Genomic DNA, 18,317 nt, shown 5'->3' with positions numbered 1-18,317 from the left:
TGTACAGGCATTGGATCGTGACGGGGTCCTGGAGCCAGCTCATTGCTTCGGCTCCTTTGCCTTGAACATGCCGAGCATTCGGTCCGTCACCAGGAAGCCGCCGACGACGTTGATCGTGCCGAACGCGATCGCGATCACCAGCAGGATCTGGTCCAGGGTTCCGGTCGCGCCGAGGCCGAGCACGATCAGCGCGCCGAGCAGCACGATGCCGTGGATCGCGTTCGTCCCGGACATCAACGGGGTGTGCAGGGTGTTGGGCACCTTCGAGATCACCGCGAATCCCACGAAACCGGCGAGCACGAGAATGGCCAGGTTCTGGACGAGCATCACGACCTCCTCGTCACGCAGGCGGCCGCGACGATCTCGTCGTCGAAGTCGAGCATCAGCCGTCCGTCGGTGATCAGAAGTTCAAGCAGGGCTTGGATATTGCGCGAGTACAGCTCGCTCGCGGACTCCGGCATCGACGCTGGCAGGTTCAGCGGCGCCACGATCGTCACGTCATGCCGTACGACAACTTCGCCGGGCACGCTCAGCTCGCAGTTGCCACCGGTTTCGCCAGCGAGGTCGACCACAACGCTGCCCGCCCGCATCGCGGTCACGGAATCCTCAGTCACCAGGACCGGCGCTTTCCGGCCAGGCACCTGCGCGGTCGTGATGACGACGTCGTAGCCGATCACGGCTTCGTTCAGCCGCTTCAACTGCTCGGCGCGTTCCTCCTCGGACAACGCACGTGCGTATCCGCCCTCGCCGACAGCTTCGATGCCGAGGTCCAGCCATCTGGAGCCGACGGACCGTACTTGTTCTGCGACCTCAGGGCGGACGTCGTATCCCGTGGTCTGCGCGCCGAGACGACGTGCCGTCGCCAACGCCTGCAGGCCCGCGACACCTGCGCCGAGAACCAGGGTTTTCGCCGGAGGGACGGTTCCCGCGGCTGTCGTGAGCATCGGATAGAAGCGCGTCAGGTGTTGCGCGCCAAGCAAGGCAGCGAGGTAACCGGCAACGCTGCTCTGCGATGACAACGCGTCCATTGACTGCGCGCGGGAGATGCGGGGAATGGCTTCCATGGCCATGCCGTGCACATCCCGGTTGATCAGCGCGTCGGCCAATCGATTTTCTTGTGGGTTCGTGCCGAGGAAGCCGATCAGCACGCTGCCAGGTTTCAGACGGCCGATTTCCTCGTCCGTCGGGGCCGCGACTTTGACGACCACGTCGCAGGCCCATGGATCGCCGAGGGTGGCCCCGGCTTCCTCGTAGAGCCAGTCGGACATCAACGCCCCACCACCGGCGCCGGGTTCGACCACGATGTTCAGCCCTGCGGACCGCAGGCGTCCCACGACTTTGGGGACGAGCGCAACCCGTCGTTCTCCAGGGGCCGATTCGCGCGGCACACCGACAACGATGTTCTGGGTATCCGCCATTGGAGACCCTCCCATGGAAACAGAACGTACGTCTTCGGTTGTACCACCGTGTGGCTTGCGCCACACCCACCGAAGGACGGCGTTTCAGTCTCGAACGAGAGTCTTTTTCTGTTCCTGCGGCTCACGGGCGCGCGGGACGACAACCTTCGGCGGTCGCGTGACATACGGACGGACCAACCGGACTACGACCAACCCCAAGGTCAGCACGGGCACCAACGCGGCAATGACCGCCGCGGTCACCCCGGCGCGGATGACGTCACGCGGGACGAGCGTGACGCGGTTGTTCATCACTGAGACCTTGCCTGGCAACGACAGCAGCCACAGGATCGCGATGAACACGGCCATGGCGATGATCGCGCGGAAAATCGCCGGGTGATACCCGATGCCTTCCGCCGCGGCCATCACGATCAGCCAGCCGTACAGGGCCGTGAGCTGGGCACGTTCCGTTGTCGCGGACCACAGCAGGCCACCACACACCGCAAGTACGGAGAACACCCACCAGCGCGACGGGTCACGCGCCCAAGCTTCGGCCGCCTCCAGCCACCCGACCGGCGCGCCCGCCCAGTCCAGGAGTGCTTTCGGCACTTCGAGGGGAGACATGGGTGGCGCGATGCCCTGGCCGACTACCCATGCCAGGGTCCACGCCGAGACGACGCACGCGAACACCAGTTGCCATCGTGGCCGGTCTGTCACGACTGCCCAGATCCGCGCCAGTTCCCGCCGCAAGGACCGCATCGCTACAACACTCCCTCGCCGGCACCTCTCCCACCTAAAATGATCTTTGATCGACTTCGCCGCGTCCAGTGCCGGTCGAGTTGATCACTCGACCGGGGTTCATGATTCCGCGTGGGTCCAGCGCTTGTTTGATCTGGTGGTGTGACCACAGTGCGGCTTCGTCCAGCTCGCGGGCCAGCCAGTCGCGCTTGAGCAGGCCGACTCCGTGCTCGCCGGTGATGGTGCCGCCGAGCTCAAGGCCGAGCCGCATGACCTCGTCGAACGCTTTCTGCGCCGCCTCGGCCTGCGAATGGTCGAACAGCACCGCTGGGTGCATGTTTCCGTCGCCCGCGTGGCCACACGTGGCGATCATGACCCCGTTCTCCGAGGCGATCCGCTCGATTCCGTCAACCAACGCTGCCAGGTTGCGACGGGGTACGCACACGTCGTCGACCAGGGAAGCCGGGTATTCCTCGAACGACAACCCGACCAGCCTCCGGCCCTGCATCAGCAGGTCGGCTTCGGCCGGGTCGTCGGACACGACCACCTCCGTTGCCGCGCATTTACGCGCCGACAGTTCGAAGGCCGCGAGCTCCTCGGGGGCCTTGGTGCCCGCGTCGGACTGGGCGATCAGGACCGCGCCGGTACCGGGCGGGAATCCCAGGTCACGCAGTTTGCTGACGGCTTCAATGGTCGCGGCGTCCATGAACTCGAGCGCGGCCGGACGGAACCCGGCGCCTAAATGGTCAGCGACCGCCCGGCACGCGTCGGCCGTGGTGTCGAAGAACGCGACGGCAGCCAACGGCCTCGCCACGGCGGGTCGTAGAGCGACTGTCACCTCGGTGACCACGCCAAGGGTGCCTTCGGAGCCCACGAACAGATGGGTCAGGTCATAGCCCGCGACGCCTTTGGCGGTACGACGGCCCGTACGCATCACGCGGCCGTCGGCGAGGACAACCTGAAGAGCACGGACGAAGTCGCCAGTCACGCCGTACTTCAGGCAGCACATACCGCCCGCGTTGGTCGCGACGTTGCCGCCGAGCGACGAAATGTCCTTCGATCCTGGGTCTGGCGGGTAGTAGAGGCCCTTTTCGGCGACTGCCGCGGCCAGTGTCGCGTTGATGACGCCTGGCTGGACGACCGCGATCTGTTCCTCGACGTCGATCTCCAGGATCTGGTCGAGCTTCTCCAGATTCAGCAGGACGCAGCCGTCGAGCGCGTTCGCGCCGCCGGACTGCCCGGTTCGGGCGCCTTGGGGCACGACGGGAACGTTGTTCGCGTACGCCCACTTGAGGGTTTGCACGACGTCATCGAGTGACCTTGCCCTGACCAACGCCCTGGGAGTGCCGCTGGGGCAGAAGGTTGCCCGGTCCGTGCTGTACGCGGCAAGAACGTCCGGGTCGTCGATCGTGGCGCTGGCAGGAAGCGAGGTCACTCTTGCGAGATTACTTCAGACCGAAGACCAACAGTACGTTCGCGAAATCACTTAGGTACCAGGTCCGGCGTGCCGTCGTCGTACAGAAGGAGGCACGTGCGGATCGCTCATCCGCACGTGCCGCATTGAAGCCGTGCTCAGAACAGGGTCGGGACGACCGCTTCGATGACGTGTGGTCCTGGCTTGGCCTGGGCCTCGCGGAACTGCTCGGCCAGTTCCTCAGCGGTGGTGGCACGAGTGGCCGCAACGCCCATTCCCGTTGCCAGCGCGACGAAATCGAGGTTCGGCCGGGACAAGTCGAGCCAGTCCAACGCCTTGGGCCCGGTGCTTTCCGCGCCGACCCGCTGCAGCTCCAGCTTCAGGATCGCGTACGAACGGTTCGACAGGATCACGGTCGTGACGTTCAGGTTCTCGCGAGCCATCGTGTACAACGCCGACGCGGTGTACATGGCGCTGCCGTCGGCCTGCAGACAGATGACCGGCCGGTCCGGGCACGCGACCGCGGCGCCGACCGCGTTCGGCAGGCCGAAACCGATCGAGCCACCGGTCAACGTCAACACGTCGTGCTTGGGCGCGCCCGCGGTCGCCATCGGCAACAACAGACCCGAGGTGTTCGACTCGTCGACGATCACCGCGTTCTCCGGCAGTAGCGCGCCGATCACGTCGACCCAGTTCTGCGGGGTCAGGTCACCGGACGGCAATTCGGGCCGCTTCGCCTCCTGCACCACGGGCTCCACGTCCGGCGCGACGATGTCCGCGACGGCTTCCAGGGCCGCGGCGATGTCGTCGGCAGGCTCGGCGAGCGCGTGCACCTTGCAGTTGTCCGGGACCAGATCGCTTGCCTTGCCTGGGTAGGCGAAGAACGACACGGGCGACTTGGCGCCCGCGAGCACAAGGTGGCGCACATCGGTCAGCTGCCACGTGGCCTGCTCAGCCAAATATCCCAGGCGTTCAAGGGCAGGCACGCCCGCGCCGCGCTCGATCCGCGTCGGGAAGGTCTCGGCGAACAACTTCGCCCCGGTCGCCTGGGAAATCCGGTTGGCCGCGCGGATCGCACGCTCCCGCGTCCCCACGTTGCCCAGCAGGATCACGGTCGATTCACCGGACTTGAGCACATCGACGATCGCCTGCACGGTGTTCTCGGCGACGGTCGGGCGCACAGGCGGAGGCAGCGCGGCCGCGGCGATGCCACCGTCGCCCCACGACACGTCCGCCGGCAGGATCAACGTGGCGATCTGACCGGACTGCGCGACCTTCACGGCCTCGGCGGCGTCTGTCGCGAGCGCCTCGGTCGAACCGCTCGTACGTGTCCAGCCGACCGTGTTGGACAGCGACTCGATGTCCGACTCAAGCGGTGCGTCGTACTGCTTGTGGTACGTCGCGTGGTCGCCGACGACGTTGACGATCCCGGTTCGCGCGCGACGAGCGTTGTGCAGGTTGGCCAAACCGTTGGCCAACCCCGGGCCCAGGTGCAGCAGGGTCGCGGCTGGTTTGTCGGCCATCCGGGCGTAGCCGTCGGCCGCGCCGGTGACCGCGCCTTCGAACAGCCCGAGGATGCCGCGCATCTCCGGCACGGCGTCCAGTGCGGCGACGAAATGCATCTCGGAGGTGCCCGGGTTGCCGAAGCAGACGTTCACACCCGCGTCGACGAGCGTGCGGAGGAGGGCCTGTGCGCCGTTCATCTTGTTCAAGAACTCCAACTCAGTCGAAAAGAACACCGGGGTTGAGAATGCCTGCCGGGTCGAACGCGGTCTTGATCCGCCGCATCAGGTCCACTTTGGCCGGATCGGTCAGCGCGAGGAAGCGCTCGGTGTGCTTGCGGCCGATGCCGTGCTCACCGGAGATCGCGCCGCCGAGGTTGATCCCGGCCTCGAACAGGTCGTGCAGCACGCGGTCGCGCACTTCGTGGTCCTTCTGCAGCACCGCCAGGTGCACGTTGCCGTCGCCCGCGTGCCCGCAGCCGATCACGAACGTGTTGTTCTCCTGCGCGATCGCCCGTACGCGCTCCATGAACTGTGGCAACGCGGCGCGCGGCATCACGGTGTCGATGATGTCGTCGGCACCGGCTTCCTTGGCCGCCCAGAACGCTTTTTCGCGCGCGTCGATCAGCTTGTTCGCGGCCGTGCCTTCCAGGACGTAGACGTCCATCGCGCCCAGTTCGGACAGCAGCTCGCCGACATCGGCGATGTCCTCTTCGAGCCGGTCGACGCTGCGGTTTTCCAGCTGGACAACCAAGTAAGCGTGCGCCTTCTCCTTGACCTCGTCCGGAACGCCGAGCTGCAACTGCGCGCGGTAGGTGATCGCGCCCATGGTCAGGCCGTCGATGTATTCGAGGATCAACGGGCCGACGCCACTGGCCACCACCTTCGGCACCGCCCGCACCACCTCGTCGAGGTCGACGAACGGCGCCAGCACGGTGCCCTGGTGCGGCATCCGCGGCTGGACCTTCAAGATCGCCTCGGTCGCCAGCGCCAGGGTGCCTTCCGAGCCGATGATCAGCTGGGTCAGGTCGTAGCCGGTGCTCGACTTGACGAACTTGCCGCCGGTCCTGATCAGCTCGCCGGTCGGCAGCGCGGCTTGCAGGCCAAGGACGTTGTTGCGGGTCACGCCATACTTGATGGCACGCATGCCGCCCGCGTTCGTGCCGACGTTGCCGCCGATGCTCGCACTGAGCTCGCCGGGGTACACGGGATAGACGAGACCGTGCTTGGCCAGCTCGGCGTCCAGGTCTTCCAGGCTCACGCCCGGCTGAACGACGGCGACATGGTTCTCGGTGTCGATCTCGAGGATCGCGGCCATCCGCTCGAACGAGATCAACAGGCCGTTCTCCCGTGGCCGCGCGGCACCGGACATGCCGGAGCCGGATCCACGGGCGGTGACTGGAATCCCGTGCTCGGACGCGGCTTTCAGCAAACCGGCGACCTGCTCGGCGGTGTCCGGGCGGGCCACGAACGCCGGTTTCACCGGCTCGCTGCTCAACGCCTCGTCATGCGCGTAGTCCTCGCCGATCGCGTCCCCTGCGAGCAAATACTCGGCACCGACGATCTCGGACAGCTTGGCTGCGGTGTCCGCCACTGGACGCTCCCTTCGTACCCGGGGGTAACCCTAGTCCGTTGGCAGAAAATTCGATTGTGCCCGGTTGATAACGTCAGCGCCGTGGGATGTCTCTTCGGCGTGGGCCGGCTGCGCAGCCTGTGAGGCGCGCGGCCCGGTTGACCTGCTGATCTTTAGCTGAGTCCGTTTTATCGGGCTTGGCTGGCCGTTGTCGCCTCCAAACAACAGCGCTCATCTGAACCTTCTGTTCCGCGCTGGAGCCGACACATGCATGCCAACCCTTCTGTGCCAATGCTCGACCCTGCAAGCAGGTCTTCGGGCGTCCATTTTCTGTCCGCACACGCCGTGATCCGCCAGTTGATCCGTTCGTCCGGAGTGGGGCCGGGTGATTTGGTGATCGATTTCGGGGCGGGCCCCGGCACGATCACCGCTCCCCTTGCCGCGACCGGGTCACGCATCCTCGCCATCGAGCGGGACGCGGCGTTCGTGCGCAAACTCAACCGCCGGTTCGCCGATCGACCGCTGGTCAAAGTGGTGCACGCGGATCTACGCACGGTCCCGTTGCCCAGCAAAGATTTCTTTGTGGTGGCAAGCATTCCGTTCGCAGTGTCCACAGTGCTGCTGCGACGGCTGCTGTCCCGACGCTCCCTTGTGGGCGCTGACCTTGTGGTGGAGTGGGGATTCGCGCGCCGGGTCGTCGCCGCGCGCACCGCGGAGACCGCCAAGTGGGCCAGGAAATACGAGCTGCGAGTCGCAAGACGGATCCCGGCGAGCTGTTTCCGGCCCGCACCACGGGTTGACGCGGCTCATCTCGTGATCAGAAAACGCCGTTGAACCGGTACGCACCATTCGCTCGTACGGGTAGTGAAGGACTTCCCGCCGAGAGGGCTTCACCATGCGCAAAGCACACAGGAAGATCACCCGCAAAAAGGCGATCATCGCGGCCGCGGGTGTCGCCGTAGCGGCCACAGCCGCCTTCGCGATTCCCCAGGCCAGCGCGCACAATTCGCGCCCAGCCGCGCCGAACCTCACCGAGATGCGCGGCATGGTCGGCACCGCCTGGTCAACCGACCCGGAGACCGGCCAAACCCTGGTCACGGCCGACAGCACGGTCAACACCGAGCAGTGGAACAACTTGCTGACCACGCGTAGCGACAAGGTCCAGGTGGTGCGGGCGCCCGGCCAGTTCCGGTTGCTCGCCGAGGGCGGCGACGCGATCTTCGCGGGCCAGAGCCGGTGTTCGTTGGGCTTCAACGTGACCATGAGCAACGGCGCCCCCGGCATTCTCACCGCCGGGCACTGCACGGCCGCCGGTCGCCAATGGTCGGTGCAGCAGGGCGGCAGAGCTGTCGCGACCGTCCAGCAGTCGACGTTCCCTGGCAACGGCGACTTCGCTTTGCTGTCGTACAACAACGCCAACACCAATGCACCGAGCACTGTGGACACTGGCAACGGCAGGACAGTGCAGATCCAGCGCGCCGCGAACCCGCGTGTGAACCAGAACGTTCTGCGGATGGGCAGCACGACCGGGCTGCGTAGTGGCCGCGTGACCGGGTTGAACGCGACCGTGAACTATCCGGAAGGCCGTGTCACCGGGCTGATCCAGACCACGGTGTGTGCCGAGGGCGGCGACAGCGGCGGTCCACTGTTCACACAGGACGGCACCGCGCTTGGCCTGACGTCAGGCGGTTCGGGCGACTGCAGGCAGGGTGGGGTCACGTTCTTCCAGCCGGTAACTGAGGCCTTGCAGGTCTTTGGGGCCAGGTTGGGTCAATAGGTTGGTCGTGAGTGGTTATCCGTGTTCTAACGTGGATAACCACTCACGAGGGTTCCTTCAGTCCAGGACTTCGGCCACGGTGCCCGCGGCGACGGTGATCCCGCCTTCACGGATGGCGAAGCCCTGCCCCTTGCTCATCGCGACCGCCTTACCGAGCTCCACCACGAATTCCGTGCTGTCACCCGGCATGACCATCGGGACGTCGACGGTCAAGGTGCCCGGCACGTCACTGGTCCGGAAGTGGAACTGCGGCCGGTAGTTGTCGTGAATCGGCTTACGCCTGCCGCCTTCCTGCTCGGTCAGCACGTACGTGTCCGCACGGAACTTCCGGTGTGGCGTAACACTTCCCGGCAGAGCCAGCACCTGGCCACGCCGGATCTGGTCACGCTTGACCCCACGCAGCAGGATCGCCGCGTTGTCACCCGCCTCGGCTCGCTCAAGGGACTTGCCGAACATCTCAAGTCCGGTCACGACACTGGTGAACGTCTCCTCGAGACCGACCACCTCGACGGTGTCGCCGAGCTTGATCGTGCCCTGCTCCACCGCGCCGGTCACGACCGTGCCGCGACCGGTGATGGTCATGACGTTCTCCACCGGCATGAGGAACGGCAGGTCGAGCCGTCGTACCGGGGTCGGCACGTACTCGTCGACCGCCGCGAGCAGCGCCACGATCTGCTGCTCCCACACCGGGTCGCCCTCAAGCGCCTTGAGGCCCGACACCCGCACGACCGGGACCACGTCGCCGTCGAAGCCATAGCGGCTCAGCAGCTCGCGGACCTCCAGCTCGACCAGGTCGAGCAGGTCGCTGTCGGCCACCAGGTCCGCCTTGTTCAGTGCGACGACGATGTGCTCGACGCCTATTCGACGCGCGAGCACAACATGCTCACGGGTCTGCGGCATCGAGCCGTCCTCGGCCGAGACGACCAGGATCGCGCCGTCGAGCTGGGCCGCGCCGGTGATCATGTTCTTCACGTAGTCGGCGTGCCCCGGCATGTCGACGTGGGCGTAGTGCCTGGTCGGCGTCTCGTACTCGACGTGCGAGATGTTGATCGTGATCCCGCGCTCGATCTCCTCAGGCGCACGGTCGATCTTGTCGAAGGCCACGTACTTGGTGCCGTTGCTTTGCGCCGCGAGCACCTTCGTAATCGCCGCGGTGAGCGTGGTCTTGCCGTGGTCGACGTGACCCATCGTGCCGATGTTGACGTGCGGCTTGGTACGCACGTAAGTCTGCTTGCTCATTGTTCGTTGGATTTCTGGAAGCTGGGAGCGCGGAACCCGCGAACCGACAACCCTCCTCCTCGGGCTCCGCGGAGGAAGTGCGGAAGGGAGGAGGGTCAGCTATCCAGGGATGCCGACAGCACGCTCAGCAGGTTCAAGCCTGCCAGCGTCGCCACGTCGATCATCCGGAACATAGCGAAGGACTGTAGCTCGCTGACAGCCCTTCGCCAAATGGTTTTCTACCAGCGGATTTTGGCGATCCGGCCCTTCTCGCCGGACGCCCAGCAGGACGCGTCCCAGCCACAGTCGACGGTGTCGAAGCTGCCGGAGTCGAACTGGTACCAGTGGTTGCCGCCGTCGATGCTGATATCGCTGCCGCTCGGGCCGACAGCCAGGATCCCGGTCGGCACGTACGGGATGTAGGTCGCGCCGGAACGGTATCCCTTGGGCGCCTGCGGCGGCTTCTTCCAGGTCTTGCCGCTGTCGCCGGTGCGTGCCACGGCGTCCTTGGTCGGGTTCTGCGGGTTGAAGTCGCCGCCGATCGCGATCCCGGTCCTGGTGTCACGGAACGCCACCGAGAACACGCCCGCACTCGCGCCACTCTGGATCGGGGTGTCGCTGACGGTCCAGTTGAGGCCACGGTCCTTCGTGTGGAACACGCGGGCCTTGGCGTCGCCGCCGCTCGCGATCCACGCGTCCTTGTGGCCCGAGGTGACCAGGCACTGGCCGCTCGCGGCGAAGGCGAACTCCGCTGGTTGCGCTGCGGGCATGCCGTCGGTCGGCAGGACCTTCCAGCTCTTGCCGCCGTCGCTGGTGGACAGCAGGCGGAACTTGCCGTCGACCGGGTCGCTCAGCGCCAGGCCGTTGCGACGGTCGAAGAAGGCGATGCAGTCGTAGAACGCCTTCGCGTCGGGGTTGCGGAACGACTCGGTCCAGGACTTTCCGCCGTCGGTGGTGGTGTAGATCCGGGAGTCCTCGCCGCTGCCGATGGACAACGCGACGGCCGTGTTCGCGTCGAAGGCTTCGATGTCACGGAACTGCAGCGTCGCGGTGTCCGGCGGGCCGACACTTGCCCACGTCTGGCCGCCGTCCGTGGTCCGCAGCACGGTGCCGAGGCTGCCGCTCGCCCACGCGGTCTTGCCGTCCACAACGGACAGACCACGCAACTGGGCTGTCGTTCCGGTCTGCAGCAGCTGCCACTGGGGTCCATGGGACGCGTTCGCTGGTGTCGCACCCGCTGTGACAATGCCACTGAGCAGGGCGATCACGGATAAACCGGCAATCAACCTCATGCGGCCGCAAGCTACCGGATCGGCGGCACACCGGCCACCGCCAAGAGTCGTAAGGACCCGGTAAGGGCGTTTCCTCGCCTTTTGCCGGTCTAATGGACACATGCGAGCACTGTTTCGACGGAAGGTGACGTGGGCGGTCCTTGCCGTCCTCGCGGTCGCGGGCGCCTTCGCGCTGTGGGCGTTCCAGCCGTGGAAGTTGTTCACCAGCAGCACGATCGACGAGGCCCTGCCAGTCGCGGAAACCCAAGCCGCGCCAACGGCCACCAACGCCACCTCGGCGACACCTGCACCACCGAGAGAGCCGAAGGAACTGACTTCCGGCACGTTCGTCTCGCAGGAACACGCCACGTCCGGCCAGGCGACTGTGCTCGAACTTCCGGACGGGCAACGGGTACTGCGGTTCACCGGACTGTCCTCATCAGACGGACCCGACTTGCACGTCTGGCTGACCGACGCGACCGCTGGCGGCGACTGGTTCAAGTACGACGACGGCCGGGCGGTCAAACTCGGCGAACTCAAAGCCACCCACGGAAACCAGAACTACGTGATCCCGCCTGGCACCTCGCTCGACGGCCTGCGCAGCGTGGTCATCTGGTGCGACCGGTTCAACGTGGCCTTCGGCTCGGCGCCACTTCAGCTGTAGACCAGGGTGTCGCCGCGCTCGAAGTCCAGCAGGAACCGCTTGCGCTCGATCCCGCCACCGTAACCGGTGAGGTCGCCCGTCGAGCCGACAACACGGTGACACGGCACGATGATGCTGATCGGGTTCTTGCCGTTCGCCAGGCCAACGGCTCGTGAAGCCGCCAACGTCTTGCCGAGCCGCAACGCCAGCTCGCCGTAGGAAATCGTTTCGCCGTAAGGGATATCGCACAGGGCCTGCCAGACAGTGCGCTGAAACTCCGTGCCCTCGAACGTCAGCGGCAGGTCGAACGTGGTCCGCTTGCCCGCGAAGTACTCGGTCAGCTGCTCGATGACCGGCCCGAACGGCGAAGGGTCGGGGTGGCCGAACGTCTCGAACGGCGGCAGGTGACGCTGCTTCTCCATGTACAGGCCGCTCAGCACACCATCGGTGGCAACCAGCGTCAGCTGACCGATCGGCGTGTCCATAATCGTGTGGCACTTCATGGGACCAGTGTGGCCCTTCGCTGCCAGCGGGACTGGCGGTATTCGGACATCACCATCCCGGGTACTGACCGGTCAACGCCCACGCTGCCTGACGCGCCGCACCCAGGGCCACGTACTCGGCGGTGGCCGGGACCTCGACCGGAACACCGAAGATCTCCGGCGCGATCGCCCGCACGGCAGCCGACCGAGCGCCACCGCCGATCAGCAGGATCCGTTGCGCCTCAAGGCCAACCGCACGCACCGCATCGAGTCCCGCGCCGAGGCCGCCGAGCATGCCCTCGACCGCGGCACGGGCCACGTTCTGGGGAGTCATGTTGTCGCGCCGCATGTTCAGCAGGGAACCGGTGGCGTCCGGCAGGTTCGGCGTGCGTTCACCGTCCAGATAGGGCACGAACTCCAAGCCGCCCGAGTCCCGCACGGACAACGCCAGTTCGTCCAGTTCGGACAGTTCGACGCCGAGCATCTTCGCGGTCGCCGAGAGCACGCGAGCGGCGTTCAACGTGGCCACCAGGGGCAGAAATCTGCCTGTGGCGTCGGCGAATCCGGCGACCGCGCCGGAGATGTCGGGCGTGAAGTTGTCCGTCACACCGAAGACCGTGCCGCTTGTGCCGATGGACACGACTACGTCGCCGACTTCGAGACCGAGCCCGAGCGCGGCCGCCATGTTGTCGCCCGTACCTGCCGAAACCAGCATTCCATCCGGCGTTCGACCCGCGGCGTCGTCGGGCGCGAGCACCCGTGGCAGGTGTGGGACTCGACCGAAAGCCTTCTGCAGCAGGTCTTCCCGGTAGACGCCATCGGTCGCGGAGTAGTAGGCCGTGCCGGACGCGTCGCCGCGGTCGGTAACCATTTCGCCGGTGAGCTTCCAGGTCAGCCAGTCGTGCGGGAGCATTGCGGTCGCCACGCGCGAGGCGAGTTCGGGTTCGTGCTCGGCCAGCCAGCGCAGCTTGGTCACGGTGAAGCTGGCGACCGGGACCGATCCGACGGCATTCGCCCATTCGGCCGGACCGCCGAGTTCACGGATCAGGTCCTCGGCGGCTTTCGCTGAGCGCGTGTCGTTCCACAACAACGCGGGCCGGACGACTTCGCCGTCCGCGTCGAGGGTGACCATACCGTGCTGCTGGCCACCGATTCCGAGCGAGGCGACGCCGTCGAGCAGGCCGTCGGACGTGGCCTCCTGGTACGCCCGCCACCACTCATCCGGGTGAATTTCGGTGCCGTCCGGATGTGTCGCCCTGCCCTGGCGGACCACCTGCCCGGACTCCGCGTCACACACCACGACCTTTGTGGACTGCGTGGACGAATCCACGCCCGCGACCAACGCCATCCGCCCATCCTAGGGCCAAATTCGTTTACCGACTGAACTGATTGCGGGTCATTGACACCGGGTGTGAGCGCAGTCACCATCGGTATTCCTACTCCCGAGTAGATAACGGAGATCCCTGTGCGTCCAGCTCTCCTCGGCAGCGTGGCCGTGGTGCTGGCACTGGCCCTGCTTTCTCCCAGTGCCGCCGCGGACCAGAAGTATCCCGTCTCCTACGGCGTCGCCGGACTGGCCAAAGCCGCCGAAGCCCAGCTGACCAGGCCAGGCTCGGCACCGCCCGGCGCGAACAACTTCTCGTGCAAGCCGTCGGCCGCGCATCCCGACCCGGTCGTGCTCGTGCACGGCGCCAGCGCGAACATGACCGCGAACTGGCAGACGATCTCTCCCCTGCTGAAGAACAACGGCTACTGCGTCTTCGCGCTGACCTACGGCGTTCCCGCGGGCACCCCGTTCCCGATCAACCAGATCGGCGGCCGTAACCCGATGGAACAGAGCGCCGTCGAGCTCAGCGCGTTCGTCGACCGCGTGCTGGCTGCCACCGGTGCGCGCAAGGTCGACATCGTCGGCCACTCCGAGGGCAGCCTGATGCCCAACTACTACGTGAAGTTCCTTGGCGGAGGGGCGAAAGTCAGCGACTACGTCGGCCTGACTCCGCTGTGGAGCGGCAGCAACGTCGCCAACCTGGCGAACTTCTACAGCCTGGCCCGGATGTTCGGCCTCGGCCCAGTGGTCGATCAGTTGGTCGACGCCGTTTTCCCTGCCGCACGGCAGTTCCTGCGTGGGTCGGACTTCCTGGCCAAGATGGCTGAAGGCGGCGTGGCCCACCCGAGCGTGAAGTACACGACGATCATGACCAAGTACGACGAAGCCGTGGTCCCGTATTCCAGCGGGTACCTCAAGACGCCCAACGCGACCGATGTCGTGCTGCAGAATCTGTGCCCGCAGGACTACGCCGGGCACGGCATGGTCGCGTTCGACCCGAACGCCACCCAGGTCATCCTGAACGCACTCGACCCGGCCAATGCCAAACCGGTGCGCTGCCACTTCGTGCCGGTCAGTCCGTAACCCGATTCCGCCGAGGGGCCTGGTGGCTCCTCGGCGGAACGTGTGAACATCCGAACTTTGGGAACTCACATGACATGACCGAACAGGACAAAGCCACGCCGATCACGACCGACCCGCCGCATTCCCCTGGCACGCCCGAAGTTCCGGATTTAGACGTCGACGCCAAGAAACTCATGCGCAAGGTCAACCGCGAATACGACGAACACGTTGACGACGAAGGCAAGGAACAGACAGGCTAGGCGGCCGCCCAGCCCGCCAGCCGCGGTGCGATCGCCCGGTAGAACGCCGGAGCCACACCCATTCCGACGTGGTTGGACTGGATCTCGGTCCAGTCTGCGTACGGATCAAGGCACAACTGCCACGGCACAACACCATCGGTCTTGGAATACACCGACACCGCCTGGATCCCCGATGGCAGCGGCGCGTCCAGCGCGGCCTTCGAAGTTCGGAAACACCGTCCGGTAAAGCAATCCTCGCTGAGCAAGCCGGGCAACCCGAGCGCCGAGAGCCGGGTCAGCATTCGCGCGGTCCGTACCGCTTCCGGCTTCGCACCAAGTGGATCCAGCACGGGCGTGCCGAACATGATCAGTCCACGGACCAATCCGGGCAGCCGCGACGCGACTAACCGCGCAAGCCAACCACCGCGGCTCTGGCCAAGCAGGATCACCTTGCCGCCGGTCTCGGCCGCGTGCCGCGTCAAGCCACGCGCCAACCGATCAACCAGATCCGTTGTACAGCCGAGATTGAACCCGATCCGCGAGCCAACTGGACGGTACCCGCGCGCTGCGAGCCAACTGCTTGTCAGCGCCAGACTCCAGTCCGGGAAACCGAATCCAGGAACAAGAAGAACGCCAACCCCACGGCCTTCGCCTGGATCGGCGCTATGCCACACCGGATCACGCAACAGTCCGCGTGCACCCGCCAACGCTCTCAAAACGCTTTCCCCCGAACGGGATCGCGGCTGCAGCAGTGTCCACATTGCTAGGTAATACCCGGGTGGCGGCACTGCAAACGCGTGCCAGCGGCGAAGTCGGGTACCCGGTGAGGGTGAACCATTTTCTAGGCGTGTACCTCAACGACCAACTCGCGATGGGCGTGTTGTGGCGCGACCTGGCCAGGCGCGCCCAACAGGAGAACAGGGACACCGAGTTCGGTGAACCCCTTGCCGAAGTCGCACAGCAGATCGGCGAGGATGTCGAGACGTTCCGTGAGCTCATGCGGCGGGTCGGCGTTCCGATGAACCCGCTCAAGGTCGGCATGGCCGCGGCCGCGGAGCGACTGGGCCGGTTGAAGCTCAACGGCCGCTTGTCGGCGTATTCGCCCTTGAGCCGGTTCGTGGAGCTCGAATTCCTCGCGATGGGCATCGACGGCAAGAAACAGATGTGGGCCACCCTGCGTGACCAGGCTGAGCTGGGCAAGCGGGTACCGGAGGTGGACTTCGACGGGCTGATCGAGCGCGCTGACACCCAACGCAAGCTGCTCGAACCGTTCCGGGCCCGCGCCGGGACCGAAGCGCTGGGCGGGGCGTCATGAGCGAGGTCCGGATGACGATGCCGGTCGCCCGCGAGCACGTCTGGGATGTGCTCGCCGACGGCTGGATGTACGTCTGTTGGGTGGTCGGCGCGTCACACATCCGCGACGTGGACGACAAATGGCCAGCCGAAGGGACGCGGCTACATCACAGCGTGGGCATCTGGCCGCTGGTCGCGCACGACATCACAGTGGTGCGTGCCGTCGAACCGCCTGCCCTGCTTGAACTGCAAGCGCGGCTGTGGCCGCTTGGCACCGCCCGGATCCGCTTGGACCTCAACGAGATCGCACCCAGTCAGACCGAGGTGGTGATGACCGAGCACGGCACGAGTGGTGTCGGCAAGCTCATTCCCGATCTGATCGAGTCGGCTGTGCTTGTGCCCCGTAACCGTGAGTCGCTCAGCCGCTTGTGCGACATCGCCGTCGGCAGGGTCACCCGTACAGCATCCGGTTGAGTGCCTTATTCATCGTGAGGTACGCGCCGCCGGTCCACTTGCTACGCGCCAACGCCGCGCGGGCCGCGTTTCCACCGGCGGCGCCGTGTACCGCACCGCCGGGATGAGCCGACGCGCCCGCGAGGAAAAGACGGTCGATGGGAGTGTCCGCGCGTCCAGTTCCTGGCACTGGGCGGAAGATCAGCTCTTGATGGATTGCCGTGGTGCCCTGGTTGATCGCGCCGTCCACCAGGCTCGGGTTGAGTTCTTGCAGCTCCGCCGGACCGGCCACGACCCGCGCGGTGATCAGGTCACGGAAGCCCGGCGCGTGTTTCTCGATAACTTGCTCGATCCGGTCCGCACGACGTTTGAGCCGGTCAGGGGTCCACTGACCAGCGGGCACGTGCGTGTAAGCCCACATCGCCTCGGTTCCCGCTGGTGAACGGGTCGGATCGGTTGTGGTCATCTGGCCGATCAGCAGGAACGGGTTGCGTGGCACGCGGTTGCAGGCCAGGTCGTTGCTGATCCCGGCGAGCCCGTCGACGTCGCCGCCAAGGTGGATGGTCCCGGCAAGGACGGCTTCCTGCGCGATCCACGGCACAGGCCCGGACAACGCCCAGTCCACCTTGATGGTCGCGTCGTCCCATTCGAACCGTTGCAGGTCAGTCAGCAGCCGGTCCGGCAGGTGCTCCTCGCCGACCAAATCCAAGTACAGCAACGGAGCCGGGACATCGGCGAGCACAGCACGAGTGGCCCTTACCAACTCGCCGTGCACATCACGCACGCCAACAGCTGTCCCAGAGGCTGTGAGCACTTTGGTTACGCGCCTGCCGCATTCAACCCGGCCGCCACGTGCTGTGAGCCGATTGACCAACGCGTCGGTCAGGCATCCCGCGCCACCCTCCGGAACCGGGAAGCCGATGTCCTGGCCAAGCATGGTCAGCAGCCAGCCGAACATGCCGCTCGCCGCCTGGTCAGGGCCGAGGTCGGTGTGCATCGCGTTGCCCGCGAGCAGAACCCTCCCGCCTTCGCCCTTGAACCACTCCTCGCCAAGTTTGCGCACAGGCAGCGTGGCCATCCGCATGAACCGGAGCATGTCGGCCGCGCCAAGCGTGCGTGCCAGGCCGCCAGCCGCGCGGACCGGCGGGAACGGGCCCGTGATGGCGTTCAGGAGATGATCACGGATCCGTTGCCACTTGGCGAACTCGGCTCGCCAGACGTCGCCGTCCTTGGGCGCGAACGTCTCCAGCGACTTGGCGGTGGTGTTCAGGTCACGGGACAGCAAAACCGCGCGGTCATCAGGCAGGACGTGCGCCAGGACTTCGGGGGCGTGCCGCCAGCGCAGTCCGTATCGCTCGAGGTCGAGTCCGGCGATCACGGGTGATCCGGCGCCGAGCGGGTAGAAGGCGCTGAACAGGTCGTTTCGGAAACCGGGAGCCGTGATCTCGCCGGTGCGCACGGCGCCGCCGGGTTCGTCGGCCGCCTCCAGTACCAGCACCGACCAGCCCGCGTCGGCCAGAATGTTGGCCGCGACCAGACCGTTCGGCCCCGCGCCGATGACTACCGCGTCTACCGCCTCGACGTCCCGCATGATTCTGGGTACCACAGGAGCGCGGTTCAATGCCGGTTTGCACGGTTTCCGCCTCACTCCCCTTCGATCCGGGCACGGTCCACTATTGGTTTCCGCCACCCCGACTCCGGACTATCCACATTGGACTCAACGGCCACCGCCTGCCGCACACCCCCCGTCGATCATCCAGCGAGGATCGAATTTCGCGCCGATGACAACCATTCGGTCATCACGGACATTCAGGACAGTTGCTCACCGGCTTCGGTGTTGTAGTGTTCGACCACCGGCCCGCTCGACCGCCGGAGAACCGCAGTCCCTTTGACAAGTCAACATGTTCGGTGGTGATCCCCACCGGATCGGG

General features: G+C 66.0%; 20 protein-coding genes (1 of these 20 cut by a window edge). 7 read left to right on the top strand and 13 right to left on the bottom strand.

Annotated elements, in window-relative coordinates; genetic code table 11:
* The 7 genes from LWC34_RS55000 to LWC34_RS54970 all read right to left on the bottom strand — a co-directional run.
* Positions 1-43, bottom strand: the start of a protein-coding gene (locus LWC34_RS55000; RefSeq protein WP_233734663.1) for an NAD(P)(+) transhydrogenase (Re/Si-specific) subunit beta. The gene continues 1,355 nt to the left of window position 1, outside the view; only the first 43 of its 1,398 coding nucleotides appear in the window; it begins with the start codon at positions 41-43; the stop codon falls past the left edge of the window.
* Entirely contained in the window at positions 40-327 is a 288-nt protein-coding gene (locus tag LWC34_RS54995) for an NAD(P) transhydrogenase subunit alpha part 2 (protein ID WP_233734661.1), read from the bottom strand. Before LWC34_RS54995 ends, LWC34_RS55000 begins: the two co-directional genes overlap by 4 nt.
* Positions 327-1,418: an NAD(P) transhydrogenase subunit alpha gene (locus LWC34_RS54990; protein WP_233734659.1), complete on the bottom strand. Its 1,092-nt coding sequence runs from the start codon at positions 1,416-1,418 to the stop codon at positions 327-329. Before LWC34_RS54990 ends, LWC34_RS54995 begins: the two co-directional genes overlap by 1 nt.
* Positions 1,419-1,502: 84 nt before the next feature.
* Positions 1,503-2,153: a hypothetical protein gene (locus tag LWC34_RS54985; RefSeq protein WP_233734657.1), complete on the bottom strand. Its 651-nt coding sequence runs from the start codon at positions 2,151-2,153 to the stop codon at positions 1,503-1,505.
* Between the two features lie 34 nt (positions 2,154-2,187).
* Positions 2,188-3,567 (bottom strand): FAD-binding oxidoreductase, encoded by a 1,380-nt coding sequence (locus LWC34_RS54980; RefSeq protein WP_233734655.1) that lies wholly within the window; start codon positions 3,565-3,567, stop codon positions 2,188-2,190.
* 137 nt (positions 3,568-3,704) lie between these two features.
* Complete coding sequence (locus LWC34_RS54975; RefSeq protein WP_233735026.1) at positions 3,705-5,249, bottom strand: acetolactate synthase large subunit; 1,545 nt, start codon at positions 5,247-5,249, stop codon at positions 3,705-3,707.
* 19 nt (positions 5,250-5,268) lie between these two features.
* The gene (locus tag LWC34_RS54970) at positions 5,269-6,642 is read right to left on the bottom strand and encodes an FAD-binding oxidoreductase (protein WP_233734653.1); all 1,374 of its coding nucleotides are present in this window, start codon (positions 6,640-6,642) and stop codon (positions 5,269-5,271) included.
* 246 nt (positions 6,643-6,888) lie between these two features.
* Here LWC34_RS54970 and LWC34_RS54965 point away from each other — a divergent pair, with 246 nt between their 5' ends.
* Together LWC34_RS54965 and LWC34_RS54960 are read left to right on the top strand one after the other, a co-directional pair.
* Positions 6,889-7,455 carry an rRNA adenine N-6-methyltransferase family protein gene (locus LWC34_RS54965; protein WP_308200315.1) on the top strand — a complete coding sequence of 189 codons (567 nt, stop codon included), beginning with the start codon at positions 6,889-6,891 and terminating at the stop codon, positions 7,453-7,455.
* Between the two features lie 61 nt (positions 7,456-7,516).
* A complete protein-coding gene (locus tag LWC34_RS54960; RefSeq protein ID WP_233734651.1) occupies positions 7,517-8,398 on the top strand; it encodes a S1 family peptidase in 882 nt (293 codons plus the stop codon).
* Between the two features lie 57 nt (positions 8,399-8,455).
* Here the strand turns inward: LWC34_RS54960 and tuf are convergent, their stop codons facing one another.
* Positions 8,456-9,637, bottom strand: coding sequence for an elongation factor Tu (gene tuf, locus LWC34_RS54955; protein WP_233734650.1), 1,182 nt, complete (start codon positions 9,635-9,637; stop codon positions 8,456-8,458).
* A gap of 218 nt (positions 9,638-9,855) precedes the next feature.
* Complete coding sequence (locus LWC34_RS54950; RefSeq protein WP_233734648.1) at positions 9,856-10,908, bottom strand: WD40/YVTN/BNR-like repeat-containing protein; 1,053 nt, start codon at positions 10,906-10,908, stop codon at positions 9,856-9,858.
* 100 nt (positions 10,909-11,008) lie between these two features.
* Here LWC34_RS54950 and LWC34_RS54945 point away from each other — a divergent pair, with 100 nt between their 5' ends.
* Positions 11,009-11,551, top strand: coding sequence for a DM13 domain-containing protein (locus LWC34_RS54945; protein WP_233734646.1), 543 nt, complete (start codon positions 11,009-11,011; stop codon positions 11,549-11,551).
* On the opposite strand, the gene LWC34_RS54940 is transcribed toward LWC34_RS54945, so the two are convergent.
* Both LWC34_RS54940 and xylB read right to left on the bottom strand, forming a co-directional pair.
* Positions 11,542-12,033 (bottom strand): methylated-DNA--[protein]-cysteine S-methyltransferase, encoded by a 492-nt coding sequence (locus tag LWC34_RS54940; protein WP_233734644.1) that lies wholly within the window; start codon positions 12,031-12,033, stop codon positions 11,542-11,544. The two genes, LWC34_RS54945 and LWC34_RS54940, sit on opposite strands and share 10 nt — an antisense overlap.
* A gap of 49 nt (positions 12,034-12,082) precedes the next feature.
* Complete coding sequence (gene xylB / locus LWC34_RS54935) at positions 12,083-13,360, bottom strand: xylulokinase (RefSeq protein ID WP_233734643.1); 1,278 nt, start codon at positions 13,358-13,360, stop codon at positions 12,083-12,085.
* A 117-nt stretch (positions 13,361-13,477) separates the two neighbouring features.
* Here xylB and LWC34_RS54930 point away from each other — a divergent pair, with 117 nt between their 5' ends.
* The gene (locus LWC34_RS54930; protein ID WP_233734641.1) at positions 13,478-14,422 is read left to right on the top strand and encodes a lipase family alpha/beta hydrolase; all 945 of its coding nucleotides are present in this window, start codon (positions 13,478-13,480) and stop codon (positions 14,420-14,422) included.
* A gap of 74 nt (positions 14,423-14,496) precedes the next feature.
* Positions 14,497-14,661, top strand: a complete 165-nt coding sequence (locus tag LWC34_RS54925) for a hypothetical protein (protein WP_233734639.1) — start codon at positions 14,497-14,499, stop codon at positions 14,659-14,661.
* Here LWC34_RS54925 and LWC34_RS54920 read toward each other — a convergent pair.
* Positions 14,658-15,356 carry an esterase/lipase family protein gene (locus LWC34_RS54920; RefSeq protein ID WP_233734637.1) on the bottom strand — a complete coding sequence of 233 codons (699 nt, stop codon included), beginning with the start codon at positions 15,354-15,356 and terminating at the stop codon, positions 14,658-14,660. The genes LWC34_RS54925 and LWC34_RS54920 overlap by 4 nt on opposite strands.
* A gap of 62 nt (positions 15,357-15,418) precedes the next feature.
* Between LWC34_RS54920 and LWC34_RS54915 the strand changes: the two genes are divergently transcribed.
* Positions 15,419-15,955, top strand: a complete 537-nt coding sequence (locus tag LWC34_RS54915; RefSeq protein WP_250109484.1) for a hypothetical protein — start codon at positions 15,419-15,421, stop codon at positions 15,953-15,955.
* Positions 15,952-16,407, top strand: coding sequence for an SRPBCC family protein (locus LWC34_RS54910; RefSeq protein WP_233734634.1), 456 nt, complete (start codon positions 15,952-15,954; stop codon positions 16,405-16,407). Before LWC34_RS54915 ends, LWC34_RS54910 begins: the two co-directional genes overlap by 4 nt.
* Here LWC34_RS54910 and LWC34_RS54905 read toward each other — a convergent pair.
* Complete coding sequence (locus tag LWC34_RS54905; RefSeq protein WP_233734632.1) at positions 16,385-17,977, bottom strand: phytoene desaturase family protein; 1,593 nt, start codon at positions 17,975-17,977, stop codon at positions 16,385-16,387. The genes LWC34_RS54910 and LWC34_RS54905 overlap by 23 nt on opposite strands.
* Between the last annotated feature and the right edge of the window lie 340 nt (positions 17,978-18,317).

Origin of the sequence: Kibdelosporangium philippinense, assembly GCF_021390435.2 — a bacterium.
Classification (GTDB): domain Bacteria; phylum Actinomycetota; class Actinomycetes; order Mycobacteriales; family Pseudonocardiaceae; genus Kibdelosporangium; species Kibdelosporangium philippinense.
Note: the sequence above shows the minus strand (reverse complement) of the source record. Positions and strands in the feature narration are given on the sequence as shown.